At 69.9% G+C, this 14391-nt stretch carries 10 protein-coding genes; 3 read left to right on the forward strand and 7 right to left on the reverse strand.

What is annotated here, in order from left to right:
* Positions 1-34: 34 nt before the first annotated feature.
* Entirely contained in the window at positions 35-1696 is a 1662-nt protein-coding gene (locus AC54T1_RS05970) for an NAD+ synthase (RefSeq protein ID WP_496911374.1), read from the reverse strand.
* 80 nt (positions 1697-1776) lie between these two features.
* Between AC54T1_RS05970 and AC54T1_RS05975 the strand changes: the two genes are divergently transcribed.
* Positions 1777-3111: a glutamine synthetase family protein gene (locus AC54T1_RS05975; protein WP_484344709.1), complete on the forward strand. Its 1335-nt coding sequence runs from the start codon at positions 1777-1779 to the stop codon at positions 3109-3111.
* A 37-nt stretch (positions 3112-3148) separates the two neighbouring features.
* Positions 3149-6250, forward strand: coding sequence for a bifunctional [glutamine synthetase] adenylyltransferase/[glutamine synthetase]-adenylyl-L-tyrosine phosphorylase (locus AC54T1_RS05980; protein WP_484344708.1), 3102 nt, complete (start codon positions 3149-3151; stop codon positions 6248-6250).
* On the opposite strand, the gene AC54T1_RS05985 is transcribed toward AC54T1_RS05980, so the two are convergent.
* Positions 6232-7392, reverse strand: coding sequence for an AI-2E family transporter (locus AC54T1_RS05985; RefSeq protein ID WP_496911375.1), 1161 nt, complete (start codon positions 7390-7392; stop codon positions 6232-6234). The genes AC54T1_RS05980 and AC54T1_RS05985 overlap by 19 nt on opposite strands.
* A gap of 267 nt (positions 7393-7659) precedes the next feature.
* Between AC54T1_RS05985 and AC54T1_RS05990 the strand changes: the two genes are divergently transcribed.
* On the forward strand, positions 7660-9534 hold the full coding sequence (locus AC54T1_RS05990; RefSeq protein ID WP_496911376.1) for an alkyl/aryl-sulfatase: 1875 nt from the start codon (positions 7660-7662) through the stop codon (positions 9532-9534).
* Between the two features lie 217 nt (positions 9535-9751).
* Here AC54T1_RS05990 and glnA read toward each other — a convergent pair whose 3' ends face one another.
* From glnA to AC54T1_RS06015, 5 genes are all read right to left on the reverse strand, one after another.
* Positions 9752-11176, reverse strand: coding sequence for a type I glutamate--ammonia ligase (gene glnA, locus AC54T1_RS05995; RefSeq protein WP_484344705.1), 1425 nt, complete (start codon positions 11174-11176; stop codon positions 9752-9754).
* 147 nt (positions 11177-11323) lie between these two features.
* Positions 11324-12073 (reverse strand): DUF4191 domain-containing protein, encoded by a 750-nt coding sequence (locus AC54T1_RS06000; RefSeq protein WP_484344704.1) that lies wholly within the window; start codon positions 12071-12073, stop codon positions 11324-11326.
* A gap of 96 nt (positions 12074-12169) precedes the next feature.
* Positions 12170-13180, reverse strand: coding sequence for a lipoyl synthase (gene lipA / locus AC54T1_RS06005; RefSeq protein WP_484344703.1), 1011 nt, complete (start codon positions 13178-13180; stop codon positions 12170-12172).
* Positions 13181-13214: 34 nt separating this feature from the next.
* Positions 13215-13907: a lipoyl(octanoyl) transferase LipB gene (gene lipB, locus AC54T1_RS06010; RefSeq protein WP_484344702.1), complete on the reverse strand. Its 693-nt coding sequence runs from the start codon at positions 13905-13907 to the stop codon at positions 13215-13217.
* A 9-nt stretch (positions 13908-13916) separates the two neighbouring features.
* Positions 13917-14354 (reverse strand): MarR family winged helix-turn-helix transcriptional regulator, encoded by a 438-nt coding sequence (locus tag AC54T1_RS06015; RefSeq protein WP_484344701.1) that lies wholly within the window; start codon positions 14352-14354, stop codon positions 13917-13919.
* Positions 14355-14391: the final 37 nt, after the last annotated feature.

A 14391-nucleotide genomic window follows, 5' to 3' on the forward strand; every position in this document is an offset into this window, starting at 1 on the left:
TGCCTTCGGCCGGAGGATCTGGGAGACGGGGGAGTCAGGTCTGGGGCTCGCGCCACCGCGACGTGATGGGCAGCCGGCGGTCTCGCCCGAACGCCAGGGCTGTCACCTTCGGACCCAGCGGGTACTGCCGTCGCTTCCACTCGGCCCGGTCGACGAGGCTGACCACCTTGTCGACCACCGCGGGGTCGAATCCCCGCTCGAGGAGCTCGGCGCGGCCCTCCGCGTGCTCGATGTACGCGTCCAGCACCTCGTCGAGGAGGTCGTAGGGCGGAAGCGAGTCCTGGTCCACCTGCCCGGGGCGCAGCTCGGCGGAGGGCGGCTTCGTGATCGAGCTCTCGGGGATCGGTGGGATCTCTCCACGGTCGACGGCGAGGTTGTTCCGCCACCGGGCCAACGCCCACACCCGCGACTTGTCGACGTCCTTGAGCGGGGCGTACCCACCGACGGCGTCCCCGTAGATGGTGGAGTACCCGACCGCGAGCTCGGACTTGTTGCCCGTCGCGAGCACGAGGTGCCCCTCGGCGTTGGACAGGGCCATGAGGATCATGCCGCGCGCGCGCGCCTGGAGGTTCTCCTCGGCGACGCCCGTCAGGTGCATCTGGCCCTGGAACGCATCGACCATCGGAGCGATGGGCTGGACGCGGTAGTCCGCGCCGATCCGCTGCGCGAGGTCCTGCGCATCGTCCTTGGAGTGCTCGGACGAGTACACCGACGGCATGGAGACGCCGACGACGTTCGCGCCGCCGAGCGCGTCCGCGGCGATGGCTGCGACGAGTGCGGAGTCGATCCCGCCGGACAACCCGAGAGTCACGGAACGGAAGCCGTTCTTCGAGGCGTACCCGGTGAGCCCCACGACGAGCGCCCGGTAGATCTCCTCGTCCGTGCTCAATGGCGGGGCGACCTCGCCGCGGCGGGGCTCCTCGTCGTCCTCGGCGAGGTCCCACACGAGCAGGTGCTCGACGAACTGCGGTGCGCTCGCCAGGACTGTCCCGCCGGCACCGACGACGAACGACCCGCCGTCGAAGACGAGGTCGTCCTGGCCACCGACCATGTTGACGTAGACGACGGGCGCACCGAGCTCGCGCGCGCGCCGGGCAGCGAGGTCCGTCCGCACGTGCCCCTTGCCCTCCTCGAACGGGGAGCCGTTGAGCACGAGCAGCGCCGCGAGCCCCGCGCCGGAGAGGGACGCGACGGGCCCGCTGTCCTGCCAGATGTCCTCGCAGACGACGATCCCGAGCCGGCGACCGCGGACCTCGATGACGCACGTGGCGTCGCCGGGCGCGAAGATGCGGTACTCGTCGAAGACGCCGTAGTTCGGCAGGTGGTGCTTGTCGTAGCTCGCCGCCACCGTGCCGTGCTGAAGCACGACGGCCCTGTTGGTCGGGCGGGTCGTCGGATGGTCGGCGCTCGCGCGGGACGCCCCGACGGAACCGACGACGACGCTGAGGTCTCCCAGCCCGAGCTCGTCGAGCCGGCCCGCCAGGACGGTGAGGGCGTCGCGCGCCGCGCGCTGGAAGGACGCCCGCAGGGCGAGGTCCTCGATGGGATACCCCGTGACCGTCATCTCCGGGAAGACCACGACGTCGGCGCCGGCGTCAGCCGCCCGTCGGGACCAGTCGAGGACGGCCTGGGTGTTGTTCTCGATGTCTCCGACGCACGTGTCGATCTGCGCTAGAGCGATCCGGATCTCGGCCATGCACCTCACCCTAGGGCTTTCGTCGCGCATTTTCGGAGCGGCAGCCACCGCCCGGGCTCGGCATCAGGCAGGATGTACTCATGGACAGGCAGCAAGAGTTCGTGCTCCGCACGGTCGAGGAGCGCGACATCCGCTTCATCCGCCTCTGGTTCACCGACGTGCTCGGCATGCTCAAGTCGGTGGCGATCGCCCCGGCGGAGCTCGAGGCCGCCTTCACCGAGGGCATCGGCTTCGACGGGAGCGCGATCGAGGGACTCACGCGGGTCTACGAGGCGGACATGATCGCGCGCCCGGATCCCACGACCTTCCAGGTGCTCCCGTGGCGCGGTGAGCACCACGGCGCGGCCCGCATGTTCTGCGACATCCTCACCCCGGACGGCGAGCCGTCGCTCGCGGACTCCCGCAACGTCCTCAAGCGGGCGCTCGCCAAGGCCAGCGACCAGGGGTTCACCTTCTACACGCACCCCGAGGTCGAGTTCTACCTGTTCGAGCCGCCCACCGCCGACGGCCCCCTCGTGCCGATCGACCACGGCGGGTACTTCGACCACGTCGCACGGACCCAGGGTCACGACTTCCGGCGTGCGGCGATCACGATGCTCGAGTCGATGGGGATCTCCGTCGAGTTCTCCCACCACGAGGCCGGTCCGGGCCAGAACGAGATCGACCTGCGGTACGCGGACGCGCTCACGACCGCCGACAACCTCATGACGTTCCGCACGGTCGTCAAGGAGGTGGCGCTCGAGCAGGGCGTGTTCGCGTCCTTCATGCCGAAGCCGCTCGCCGACCAGCCCGGGTCGGGGATGCACACCCACCTCTCGTTGTTCGAGGGTGACCGCAACGCGTTCCACGAGCCCGGCGCGACCTACGAGCTGTCGAAGACCGCCCGCCACTTCATCGCCGGCCTCCTGCACCACTCCGCGGAGATCACCGCGGTGACGAACCAGTACGTGAACTCCTACAAGCGCCTGTGGGGTGGCGCCGAGGCGCCGAGCTACATCTGCTGGGGACACAACAACCGCTCGGCGCTCGTGCGCGTACCGATGTACAAGCCGGGCAAGGGCAACTCCAGCCGCATCGAGTACCGGGCGCTCGACACCGCGACGAACCCCTACCTCGCGTTCGCGCTCATGCTCGCCGCCGGCCTCAAGGGGATCGAGGAGCAGTACGAGCTCCCCGAGGCCACCGAGGACGACGTGTGGGAGCTCACGGACGCCGAGCGTCGCGCGATGGGCATCAAGCCCCTCCCGCAGTCGCTCGACGACGCCGTGAACATCATGGAGAAGTCGGAGCTCGTCGCCGAGACGCTCGGCGAGCACGTCTTCAACTTCGTGCTGCGGAACAAGCGCCAGGAGTGGGACGGCTACCGCGCGCAGGTGACGCCGTTCGAGCTCAAGCGCCTGCTCCAGGTCCTCTGAGCAGCCCCGGCCATCGCGGGACGGGCGGGTGGACCCGATGGTGATCTCGACCCGTAGGCCGACGCTCCGGGGCCGGTTGACCCGGCTCGGGTTCACCGACGTCGCACGGTCGGTGCAGCTGTGCTCCGACAAGGATCTCGTCGCGGTGGTCGGAGAGGTCACGCCCTCCTCGACGGTGCTCGCCGCGCTCGGCGAGGCCGCTGACCCCGACCTCGCGCTGCTCGCCCTCGTCCGGCTCTGCGCGTCCTCGTCCTGCGACGGGTCCGCAGCCGGAGCCGCGCGCACCGCGCAGCTGGGCCGCCTGTTCCGCGACGACCCCGACGGTTGCCCCAGCGAGGACCCCTCGCAGGAGATGGCCCGGCGTCGCCTCGTCGCAGTCCTCGGCGCGTCCTCCGCGCTCGGCGACGAGCTCGTGCGGCACCCCGACCTCCTCGACGACCTCCTGCCAGCCAGGTCAGCCGTCGGGGTGGACGTCCGGACCGTGCGACGAGAGATGCTCGACGCCGTGGGGGCAGACCCCGAGGCGCGTGCGCCGGTCGCGACGCTCTCCCACACCGAGGCGGTCGACGCGATGCGGCGGGCCTACCGTCGGCGGCTGCTGCTCATCGCCGCGACCGACCTCACGTCGACCGAGCCGCTGTCGATCCTCCCAGCCGTTGCCGCTGCTCTCGCTGACCTTGCCGCGGGCGCCCTCGAGGCCGCGCTGGCCATCGCGCGTGCCGAGCTGCCGGACCACGGCGAGGGCGTGCGCATCGCCGTGCTCGGCATGGGCAAGTGCGGCGGTCGCGAGCTCAACTACGTGAGCGACGTCGACGTCATCTACGTCGTCGAGCCGGAGCCCGGCTACTCCGAGGACCACGCGACGTCCGTGGGTGCACGCCTGGCGACCGGTCTCACGCGTGCGTGCGGAGGCCCGAGCGGCGAGCCCGCGCTGTGGCCCGTCGACGCGGCACTGCGCCCCGAGGGCAAGAACGGCCCGTTGGTCCGCACCCTCGCGAGCCACGTGTCCTACTACGAACGCTGGGCCAAGACGTGGGAGTTCCAGGCGCTGCTCAAGGCGCGGCTCGCCGCCGGTGACGCGGATCTTGCCCGGGAGTACGTCGCGGCTGTCACCCCCATGGTGTGGAGCGCGGCCGGACGCGAGAACTTCGTCGAGGACTCCCAGAAGATGCGCCGCCGCGTCGAGGACCATGTCCCGGCCGCCGAGGCAGACCGGCAGATCAAGCTCGGCAAGGGTGGGCTCCGGGACGTCGAGTTCACGGTCCAGCTCCTGCAGCTCGTGCACGGCCGCTCCGACCCGACCATCCGTAGCTCGAACACGCTCACCGCGCTCTGCGCGCTGGCGGAGGGTGGGTACGTCGGGCGGGAGCACGCGGCGCAGCTGGCCGTGTGCTACCGGTTCCTGCGTTCGCTCGAGCACCGCGTCCAGCTGTTCAAGCTGCAGCGCACGCACCTCATGCCGACGAGCGAGGACGACCTGCGCAGGCTCGCCCGGTCGCTGGGCATGCGCGCCGAGGGGGCCGAGGGACTGCTCGCCCGGTGGCGCACCACGCGACGACAGGTCCGAGGCCTCCACGAGGAGCTCTTCTACCGCCCGCTCCTGCCGGCGACCGCGCAGCTGTCGGCGGAGGAGGCGAGCCTCGCCCCTGAGGCCGCGCGTGCACGCCTGGCGGCGATCGGTTACCGCGACCCGGGTGGTGCTCTGCGGCACATCGCCGCACTCACCGAGGGGATGAGCCGGCGGGCGTCGATCCAGCGGCAGCTGCTGCCCGTCATGCTCGGCTGGTTCGCGGAGGGGTCCGATCCCGACGGCGGCCTGTTCGCCTTCCGGCGGCTGTCCGAGGAGCTCGGCAGCACCCACTGGTATCTCAAGCTGCTGCGCGACTCCGGCTCGGCGGCGTTCCGCCTGGCGTATCTGCTCTCGACCTCGCGGTACGTCGCGGAGGCACTCGGGCGGTCACCGGAGTCCGTGACCTGGCTCGCGGAGGACGCGCGCCTGCAGCCGTTGCCAGCCGAACGGCTGCACACGGAGCTCGACGCCTTCCTCACGCGTGCGGACGACCCGCAGCAGGCGGTGACGCTCGTCCGCGCTCTGCGGCGCCGCGAGCTCGCGCGTATCGCGTGCGCCGAGCTTCTCGGTGTGATCGACGGCAAGAACGCCGCGCCGGCGATCTCCGATGCCGCCGACGTCGCCCTCGTCGGCGCGCTGCGTGTGGCCTGTGCGGTCGTGAGCGAGGAGCGCGGCACTGCGCACCCGCCCGCACGCTTCGCCGTCATCTCGATGGGACGTCTGGGGGGCCGTGAGCTCGGGTACGGGTCCGACGCGGACGTGATGTTCGTCTACGAGGCTGTCGAGGGAGCGAGCGAGGCGGACGCTCAGGCGTTCGCCCACGCGCTCGCGCTGCGCCTGAGGTCCTTCCTCGGGACCGCCAGCGAGGAACCCTCCCTGCAGGTGGACGCCGACCTTCGCCCGGAAGGGCGGAACGGTCCGCTCGTCCGGTCGTTCGAGTCCTACGTCGAGTACTACGGTCGCTGGTCCTCCCCGTGGGAGAGCCAGGCACTGCTCCGCGCCAGACCGGTGGCCGGTGACGAGGGGCTCGGCGAACGGTTCATCGCGCTCATCGACCCGCTGCGTTACCCGGTCGGCGGACTCGATGCCGCGACCGTGCGGGAGATCCGCCGGATCAAGGCGCGCGTCGAGTCCGAGCGCCTGCCGCGGGGCGTCGACCCCACGCGGCACCTCAAGCTGGGCCGTGGGGCCATCAGCGACGTCGAGTGGACCGTGCAGCTCCTCCAGCTCATGCACGCCCATGAGATCCCCGAGCTGCGGACCACCGGGACGCTCAGCGGCCTGGCGGCTGCTCAGAAGGCCGGCCTCCTCGACGCCCAGGACGTGCAGACGCTCGCGACGGCGTGGCAGTTCGCCTCGGACCTCCGCGACGCCGTCGTGCTCTGGTCCGGGCGCATCGGAGGAGCGACGGCCGATGTGCTGCCCTCGGACCGGGTGGCGCTCGGCGGCATCGCCCGGGCGGTGCACTACCAGTCCGGCAGCGGCGCCGAGATCGAGGAGGACTACCTCCGGGCGGCTCGACGCTCGCGTGCCGTCATGGAGCGCGTCTTCTACGGCCGCGAGGACTGACCTGCCTCGTCCTCCCGGGCCGAGGATCCTGAGGTGGTCGTCGGCGCCTTCTTCTCCGCGGACCCCGGGTCCTGGAACATGGGGGAGTCGACGAGCTCGTGGCGGCGCAGATAGGTCGATGCGACCGCCTGGATCGTGGCGGCGATCGGGAGGCTGAGGAACGCGCCGAGCGCACCGAAGACTGCTCCGAAGGCGAGCACGACGACGAACGAGACCGCGGGGTTCATCTCGAGGGCACGCCCGGAGATCTTCGGGGAGAGCCAGAAGTTCTCGATCTGCTGATAGGCGACGATGAACCCGGCGACGAGGAGGGCCTTCTCCGGTCCGTCCGTCGTGATCGCGAAGATCACGGGCAGCGCCCCGCCGATGTACGTCCCGATCGTGGGGACGAACTGCGACACGACACCCGTGAAGAGCGCGAGCGGGAGCGCGAACGGGATGTCGATGATGGTGAGGAACACGCCCGTCGCCACGCTGGAGAGGGCAGCGAGGGCGACGCGGGAGTTGATGTACCCGGAGATCTTCATCTGGGTGATCTCCCACAGGCGCAGCACCTCCGTCTGGTTCGCGGGGCTCAGCCACGCGCAGATGGACGCACGGAACCGCGGACCAGCAGCTGCGAGGTAGTACGCGACGAGGAGGATGACCGAGAGGCTGAAGATCCCGGAGACGAGCGAGGACCCGATCTCGATCGCCCGGCTCGCCACCTCTCCGCCCCAGTCGTTGACGACCTGGGTCTGCAGCTCAGCCATCTCCGGGATCTGGACGGCGAACTGCTCCTCTGCCCAGTCCGTCACGTCGTCGTACGTGTCGGGCAGTGTCGTGATGAGCTGCCCGGCCTGGTCGAGGAACAACCCGCCGAAGAGGGCGAGGACGACGCCGACACCAGCGATGAGGCTGAACAGGACCGCGCCGGTGGCGAGGCCGCGCTTCCAGCCGTGACGAACGAGCCACAGGATCATCGGCTCCATGGCGAGCGCGACGAAGAGCGCGATGACGAGGTTGACGATCAGCCCGTTGAGGGACCCGAGCGCCCGCCACACGAAGATCCCGAGGAACACCGCGCCGATGCACAGCAGGAGCGCGCGCGGCAGCCACCGCGGCGGGCGGGTGCTCTCGATGAGAGCAGGGCGGGTGTCCACGGGGCCTCCACGAGCCGATGACGATGGGTGTGGAACGCGGGCTGTCCGGGCGCCACCGGGAGAGAACCTACCGCAGAGAGGGGCAGGTGCTGCCCCTTCTTGCAGCCCACGCCACCGTCTGGCGCGAGCAGCAAGGGTGAGCGAAAAGGAGAGGATGTCCCGTGATGTGCTTATTGTGAAGGGGGTTCGAAGCTCGACAGACGATGAGCGTCCTCGGTCGGACCGCGGCGGCACGCGGGGCGGCCGGGATGTGAGTGGAGGCAGACCGTGGACCAGAAGCCCGCGTCACCGCACATCGAGCTCGCGCATCGGGAGGCGGAGGAGTCGCTGCCGTTCTCGGACGACCGGGACTTCCGCGATGCGGACCGTGGCTTCCTGGCCGCCCGCGACCCGGGCATCGTCACCGCCGAGGACGGCCGGGTCGTCTGGGACAACGACAGCTACGCCTTCCTCACTGGCACCGCGCCCACGACGGTGCATCCGAGCCTCTGGCGGCAGTCTCAGCTGGTCGCGAAGCAGGGCCTGTACGAGGTCGTCGACGGGGTCTACCAGGTGCGAGGGCTCGACCTGTCGAACGTCACCTTCGTGGAGGGCGACACCGGGGTGATCGTCATCGACCCGCTGATCTCCACCGAGACCGCGGCCGCAGCGCGGGAGCTGTACGCGGCGCATCGAGGAATGCGCCCCGTCGTCGCGGTGATCTACACCCACAGCCACGTCGACCACTTCGGCGGCGTCTTCGGTGTCGCGTCCCAGGCGGACGTCGATGACGGGCGCATCGAGATCATCGCCCCCGAGGGCTTCACGGAGCACGCGGTCGCCGAGAACGTCTACGCCGGCGTGGCGATGGCCCGACGCGCCGGATACATGTACGCCGCATCGCTGGATCGAGGTCCGCGGGGGCAGGTGGGTGCCGGCCTCGGCCAGACGACGTCCGGGGGAGAGGTCGGCCTCATCGTGCCGACCATCCACATCACGCGGACCGGGCAGACGCACACCGTCGACGGCATAGAGATCGAGTTCCAGATGGCTCCCGGGTCCGAGGCGCCGGCCGAGATGCACCTCTATCTCCCGCGCTACCGGGCGCTGTGCCTCGCGGAGAATGCCACCCACACGTTGCACAACCTCCTCACGCTCCGTGGTGCGCTCGTGCGCGATCCGCATGCCTGGGCGGGATACCTCACCGAAGCGCTGACGCTCTTCGCCGACCGCACCGAGGTCGCGTTCGCCTCGCACCACTGGCCGACATGGGGGAGGGAGGAGATCGTCGAGTTCCTCAGCACGCAACGCGACCTGTACGCGTACCTGCACGACCAGACGCTCCGGCACCTCAACCAGGGCCTCACCGGCACCGAGATCGGCGAGGTCATCGAGCTGCCGCCGGCGCTGCGGAGGGCGTGGAACGCGCGGGGCTACTACGGCTCGGTCAGCCACAACGTCAAGGCGATCTACCAGCGCTACATGGGCTGGTTCGACGGCAACCCCGCCCGGCTCTGGCCGCATCCCCCAGCCCAGCTCGCGGCACGATACGTCGACGCCCTCGGAGGCATCGACAGGACCGTCGACCTCGCGCAGGCGGCGTTCGACGCCGGAGACTTCCGCTGGGCGGCGACGTTGCTCGACCACGCCGTCTTCGCCGACGAGGACCACGCCGCCGCACGCGCGCTCCACGCCGACACGCTGGAGCAGCTCGGCTACGGCGCCGAGAACGGCACCTGGCGCAACTTCTTCCTCGCCGGTGCGGCCGAGCTGCGGGGGAGCAGCCTCGGCACCCCTTCGTCCTCCTCAGCCGCGCCCGCCCTGCTCGCCCAGCTCACGCCCAGGCACCTGTTCGACGCCCTCGCGGTGTCCGTCGACGGTCCGGAGGCGTGGGACCTCGACCTCGCCCTGGTCGTGAGGTTCACGGAGCTCGAGGAGGCCTACCGGCTCACTCTCAAGAATGGCGTGCTCATCAGCGCCCGGTGCGAGGACGACACCACCGAGCGACTGACGGTCAGTGCGACGAAGCGCCGGATGATCGCCCTCATGGCCGGCGATCTCACCTCCCCCGGCGTGGAGCTCACCGGCGATGCGGCAGTACTCGATGCACTCCTCGGAGTGCTGGACCGGGGGGACCCCGCCTTCCCGATCGTCACACCGTAGGCGCGGGGGCGAGCAGGGCCACTCGCGGCCGGCCGGGATTCCGGGGTGCAGCTGGTGACGACGAGGTTCGGTACCGACCGCCACGCGCCCCCGGACGCAGAAGAGTCCGCACGTGCCGCCGTGGTTGTCTGGCGGCTCGTGCGGACTCTTTGCGGACGCATTGCGGACTACTGCGGGGCCTGGCCAGCGTTCCCGCAGGTCAGGCGACCATCAGAGGTCACATGTCGTAGTACAGCTCGAACTCGTGCGGGTGCGGGCGCAGACGGATCGGGTCGATCTCGTGCGTGCGCTTGTAGTCGATCCACGTCGAGATGAGGTCCGGCGTGAAGACGTCACCGACCGTGAGGAAGTCGTGGTCGGCCTCGAGGGCGTCGAGCGCCTCGCCGAGCGACGCGGGCACCTGCTGGATCGCAGCGTGCTCCTCGGGCGGGAGCTCGTAGAGGTCCTTGTCGACCGGCTCCGGGGGCTCGATGCGGTTCTTGATGCCATCGAGGCCTGCGAGCAGCTGGGCTGCGAACGCGAGGTACGGGTTGGCCGTCGGGTCCGGCACGCGGAACTCGACGCGCTTCGCCTTCGGTGAGTTCCCGGTGACGGGGATACGGATGCACGCGGAGCGGTTGCGCGCCGAGTAGACGAGGTTGACGGGCGCCTCGTAACCCGGGACCAGGCGGTGGTAGGAGTTCACCGACGGGTTCGTGAACGCGAGCAGCGCGGGCGCGTGCTTGAGCAGACCACCGATGTACCAGCGCGCGATGTCGGAGAGGCCGCCGTAGCCCTTCTCGTCATAGAAGAGCGGCTCGCCGTCCTTCCACAGCGACTGGTGGGAGTGCATGCCCGAGCCGTTGTCGCCGAAGATCGGCTTCGGCATGAAGGTCGCGGACTTGCCGGCCTCCCACGCGACGTTCTTGATGACGTACTTGAACTTCATGAGGTCGTCGGCAGCGGCCGTCAACGTCGAGAAGCGGTAGTTGATCTCCTGCTGGCCGGCGGTGCCCACCTCGTGGTGCGCGCGCTCGACGTCGAGACCGACCTCGCCGAGGACTGCGCACATCTCGTCACGCAGGTCAGCCATCTGGTCGTTGGGGGAGACGGGGAAGTAGCCACCCTTGTAGCGGGTCTTGTAACCCAGGTTGCCACCCTCCTCCTCGCGGCCCGTGTTCCAGGCCGCCTCCTTGGAGTCGAGCTTGTAGTAGGACTCGTTCGCGCTCGTCTTGAAGCGGACGTCGTCGAAGATGTAGAACTCGGCCTCGGGGGCGAAGAACGCCGTGTCCGCGATGCCGGTGGAGCGCAGGTAGGCCTCAGCCTTGAAGGCCACGTTGCGCGGGTCGCGCGAGTACGCCTCGTCGGTGAAGGGGTCGACGATCGAGAAGTTCACGATGAGCGTCTTGCGCTTGCGGAACGGGTCGACGTACGCGGTGGTGACGTCGGGGATGAGCTTCATGTCCGACTCGTGGATCGCCTGGAAGCCACGGATCGAGGACCCGTCGAACATCATTCCGTCGGTGAAGGCCGACGCGGCGAACTGCGAGATCGGGATGTTGAAGTGCTGCATCACGCCCGGCAGGTCGCAGAACCGGACGTCGACGAATTCGACACCCTCGTTCTGGGTGAAGGCAATGGCCTCCTCGGCGTTCTTGAACATCCGCTACTCCTTGATCGGGGGCGCCCTCTTACCCGGGCAGTGAAAAACTAGAGGTCAGGGATTTCTCGTGCATGTTCCTCATGTTTCGCGCGTGTTACGAAGACGTCGCCCGTGTATCGGTCGCGTGTCCGGCGCGGTCCGTGAGGGTCAGCGCCCCCGCATCCCCTTGCGGTCGGGTCGCGCACGGTTGGGGTCGACGCCCTTGGGGATCGGCATCCGGATCTTCCCGAGCGCGGTGAGACGCTTGCCCACCTCGCCGACCTCGGCGCGCGTGAGCTTCGGCTTGAGCTTCTGCACGTGACGCGCGAGCTTGGGCAGGGGCACCTGGCCCTCGGCGTTGCCGCACTGCACGACGATGACAGGCACGCTCGACAGGACGCGGTTGAGCTTGCGCTGCTCGGCATCGATGAGCTTCTTCACGCGGTGCGGGGGCCCCTCGGTCACGAGGACGATCCCGGGACGTCCGAGCCCCCGGAACACGAGGTCCTGAGTCTTGGGGTCGACCGCGACGGGCTCCTCGTCGAACGTCCAGCCGCGGCGGATCGTCCCGAGCGCGGCGCGCGACGCGCCGGGCTGACCCTCGATCTCGGCGTACTGCGCCTTCTCAGCCCTGCGCGCCAGGACGAACATGGCAGCCAGGAGGGCGAACGGCAGGCCCACGATCGAGACGTAGATGACCAGGCCCCACCAGAGGCCGAGCAGCACCGCGACCGCCATGACCGCCGCGAACGCCGCGAGCATGAGCCACGGCAGGACGCGGTCGTGCTCGTACGTCATGCGGTAGGCGCGGGCCACCTGGTGATACCAGCGGACCTTCTTGGGCTTCTTCTGCTTCGGTGCGCCCTGCGCACCGGGAGCACCACCGGGGGCGGTTGCGTCACTGTTCTTGCGAGCCATGATCCTCAGTCTAGTGGGGGCGTACGCAGGCCCCGGCGCACGTCAGCGACGTGGACGGGGGCCTGTGCGCGCCGGGCGGACGGGTCAGGAGCGGCGTCAGCGCGACGGGCGCAGCAGGAGGCTCGAGGCCTCCTGGCGGGACGTCGTCGGCTCACCGAGGTGGGCGAGCGCAGCGGGGATGTCCATGCCGCGTCGCTTCATGGCCTGGCCCCACAGGCGGCCGGCACGGTAGGAGGACCGGACGAGCGGCCCGGACATGACGCCGAGGAACCCGATGCGCTCGGCCTCGTCCGACAGCTCGACGAACTCCTCGGGCCTGACCCAGCGGGACACCGGGTGGTGGCGCACGGACGGACGCAGGTACTGCGTGATGGTGATGAGGTCGCACCCGGCGTCGTGGAGGTCCTGGAGAGCCTCCTTCGCCTCGTCCATCGTCTCGCCCATGCCGAGGATGATGTTCGACTTCGTCACGAGGCCGGCCTCGCGCGCCCGGGTGAGGACCGACAGCGAGCGGTCGTACCGGAACCCGGGGCGGATCTCCTTGAAGATCCGGGGGACGGTCTCGAGGTTGTGCGCGAGGACCTCGGGGCGGGACTCGTTGACCGCGTCGAGGAGCTCGGGGATCGCGTTGAAGTCCGGGATGAGCAGCTCCACTCCGGTGCCGGGGTTGAGTGCGTGGATCTGCCGGACGGTCTCGGCATAGAGCCATGCGCCGCCGTCGGGCAGGTCGTCGCGCGCGACACCGGTGATCGTCGAGTACCGCAGGCCCATCGACAGGACGGACTCCGCGACTCGACGCGGCTCGTCCGCGTCGAAGTCTGCGGGCTTGCCCGTGTCGATCTGGCAGAAGTCGCACCGGCGCGTGCACTGGTCCCCACCGATGAGGAACGTCGCCTCACGGTCCTCCCAGCACTCGAAGATGTTGGGGCACCCGGCTTCTTCGCAGACGGTGTGCAGCCCCTCCTTCTTCACGAGGCCCTTGAGCTCCGTGTACTCCGGACCCATCGTCGCCCGGGTCTTGATCCACTCGGGCTTCTTCTCGATCGGGGTGGCGCTGTTGCGGGCCTCGACCCGGAGCATGCGACGTCCTTCAGGTGCGATTGTCACGCGAGGTCTCCCAGGAGTTGGCGTTCGGGTCAGCCTACGGCAGCACAGGGCTCGGACCCGGGTCTGCTGGAAGCAGCAGATGTGACGTGGGTGACACGTCGGCGAGGGTCCGTTCGAGATGCATCTGCAGCAAGGGTGCGACGTCGGTGACGGTCATCCGACGACCGGCCTCCACGCTGAGAGAGGTGACGTCCGCATCGGTGATGCCACAGGGGACGATGGACCCGTAGCGGTCGAGGTCCGGGTCGCAGTTGAGCGCGAGCCCGTGCATCGTCACGCCGCGTGCGACGCGGACGCCGATGGCGCACACCTTGCGGTCGCGCTGCCACGACGTCGCCGGGAACCAGACGCCGCTGCGTCCCTCGACGCGGACGGTCGTCAGCCCGAGGTCGGCGCAGAGGTCGATGACAGCCTGCTCGAGCCGGCGCACGTACTCCACGACGTCGAGCGGCTCGCGGAGCGCGACGATCGGGTACGCGACGAGCTGCCCGGGGCCGTGCCACGTGATCTTCCCGCCGCGGTCCACGTCGACGACCGGGGTCCCGTCCGTGGGGCGCTCCGCGATCCGGGTGCGCCGCCCCGCGGTGTAGACCGAGGCGTGCTCGACGAGCAGGACGGTGTCCGGCCGCAGACCCTCGACGACCTCCGCGTGCACCTGGCGCTGCAGCGCCCACGTGGTCTCGTAGTCGGCGTGGGCGGTCCCCAGGTCGACCGGTTGGAACTCCATGGGGCCAGGCTAGTCCTCGTGCTCCTGGGACTCCGCGCGGACCATCGCGAGGAGGATCTCCCGGAGCGTGGCCACCTGCTCGGGGGTCAGTCCGCGCGTCGCCATGTCCTCACCGATCTCCCGCCGGGCGGCGTCGAGGACCGCGACGCGTCCGGCGTCGGTGAGCTGGACGAGGCGTCGCCGCGCATCGTCGGGGTCGTCGGCGCGCAGGACGTACCCCAGGCGCTCGAGCCGCGCGACGACGCGGCTCATCGTCTGCTCGGTGACGTTCGAGGCGAGGGCCAGCTCCCGCTGCGAGTGGTCCTGGGCGAGCAGCGCGAGGAGCACGGGGGTGTTCGCGTGGTTGAGGCCCCAGCCGTCCAGGTGGGCGTTCCAGCGACGCTCGAGGTTCCGCGCGACATGGGAGAGCAGGCGTCCGGTCGGCCAGCTGGTGGCGTCCTCGGTCACGTGGTGGTCCTCCCGGTTGCAACGACGTGCGTGATAG

This window comes from Sanguibacter sp. Z41_6 (assembly GCF_059621145.1).

Bases quoted from the DNA above. Each gene is read 5' to 3' on its own strand.
- AC54T1_RS05970 (WP_496911374.1), bottom strand. From the start codon at position 1,696: ATGGCCGAGATCCGGATCGCTCTAGCGCAGATCGACACGTGCGTCGGA.
- AC54T1_RS05975 (WP_484344709.1), top strand. From the start codon at position 1,777: ATGGACAGGCAGCAAGAGTTCGTGCTCCGCACGGTCGAGGAGCGCGAC.
- AC54T1_RS05980 (WP_484344708.1), top strand. From the start codon at position 3,149: ATGGTGATCTCGACCCGTAGGCCGACGCTCCGGGGCCGGTTGACCCGG.
- glnA (WP_484344705.1), bottom strand. From the start codon at position 11,176: ATGTTCAAGAACGCCGAGGAGGCCATTGCCTTCACCCAGAACGAGGGT.
- AC54T1_RS06000 (WP_484344704.1), bottom strand. From the start codon at position 12,073: ATGGCTCGCAAGAACAGTGACGCAACCGCCCCCGGTGGTGCTCCCGGT.
- lipB (WP_484344702.1), bottom strand. From the start codon at position 13,907: ATGGAGTTCCAACCGGTCGACCTGGGGACCGCCCACGCCGACTACGAG.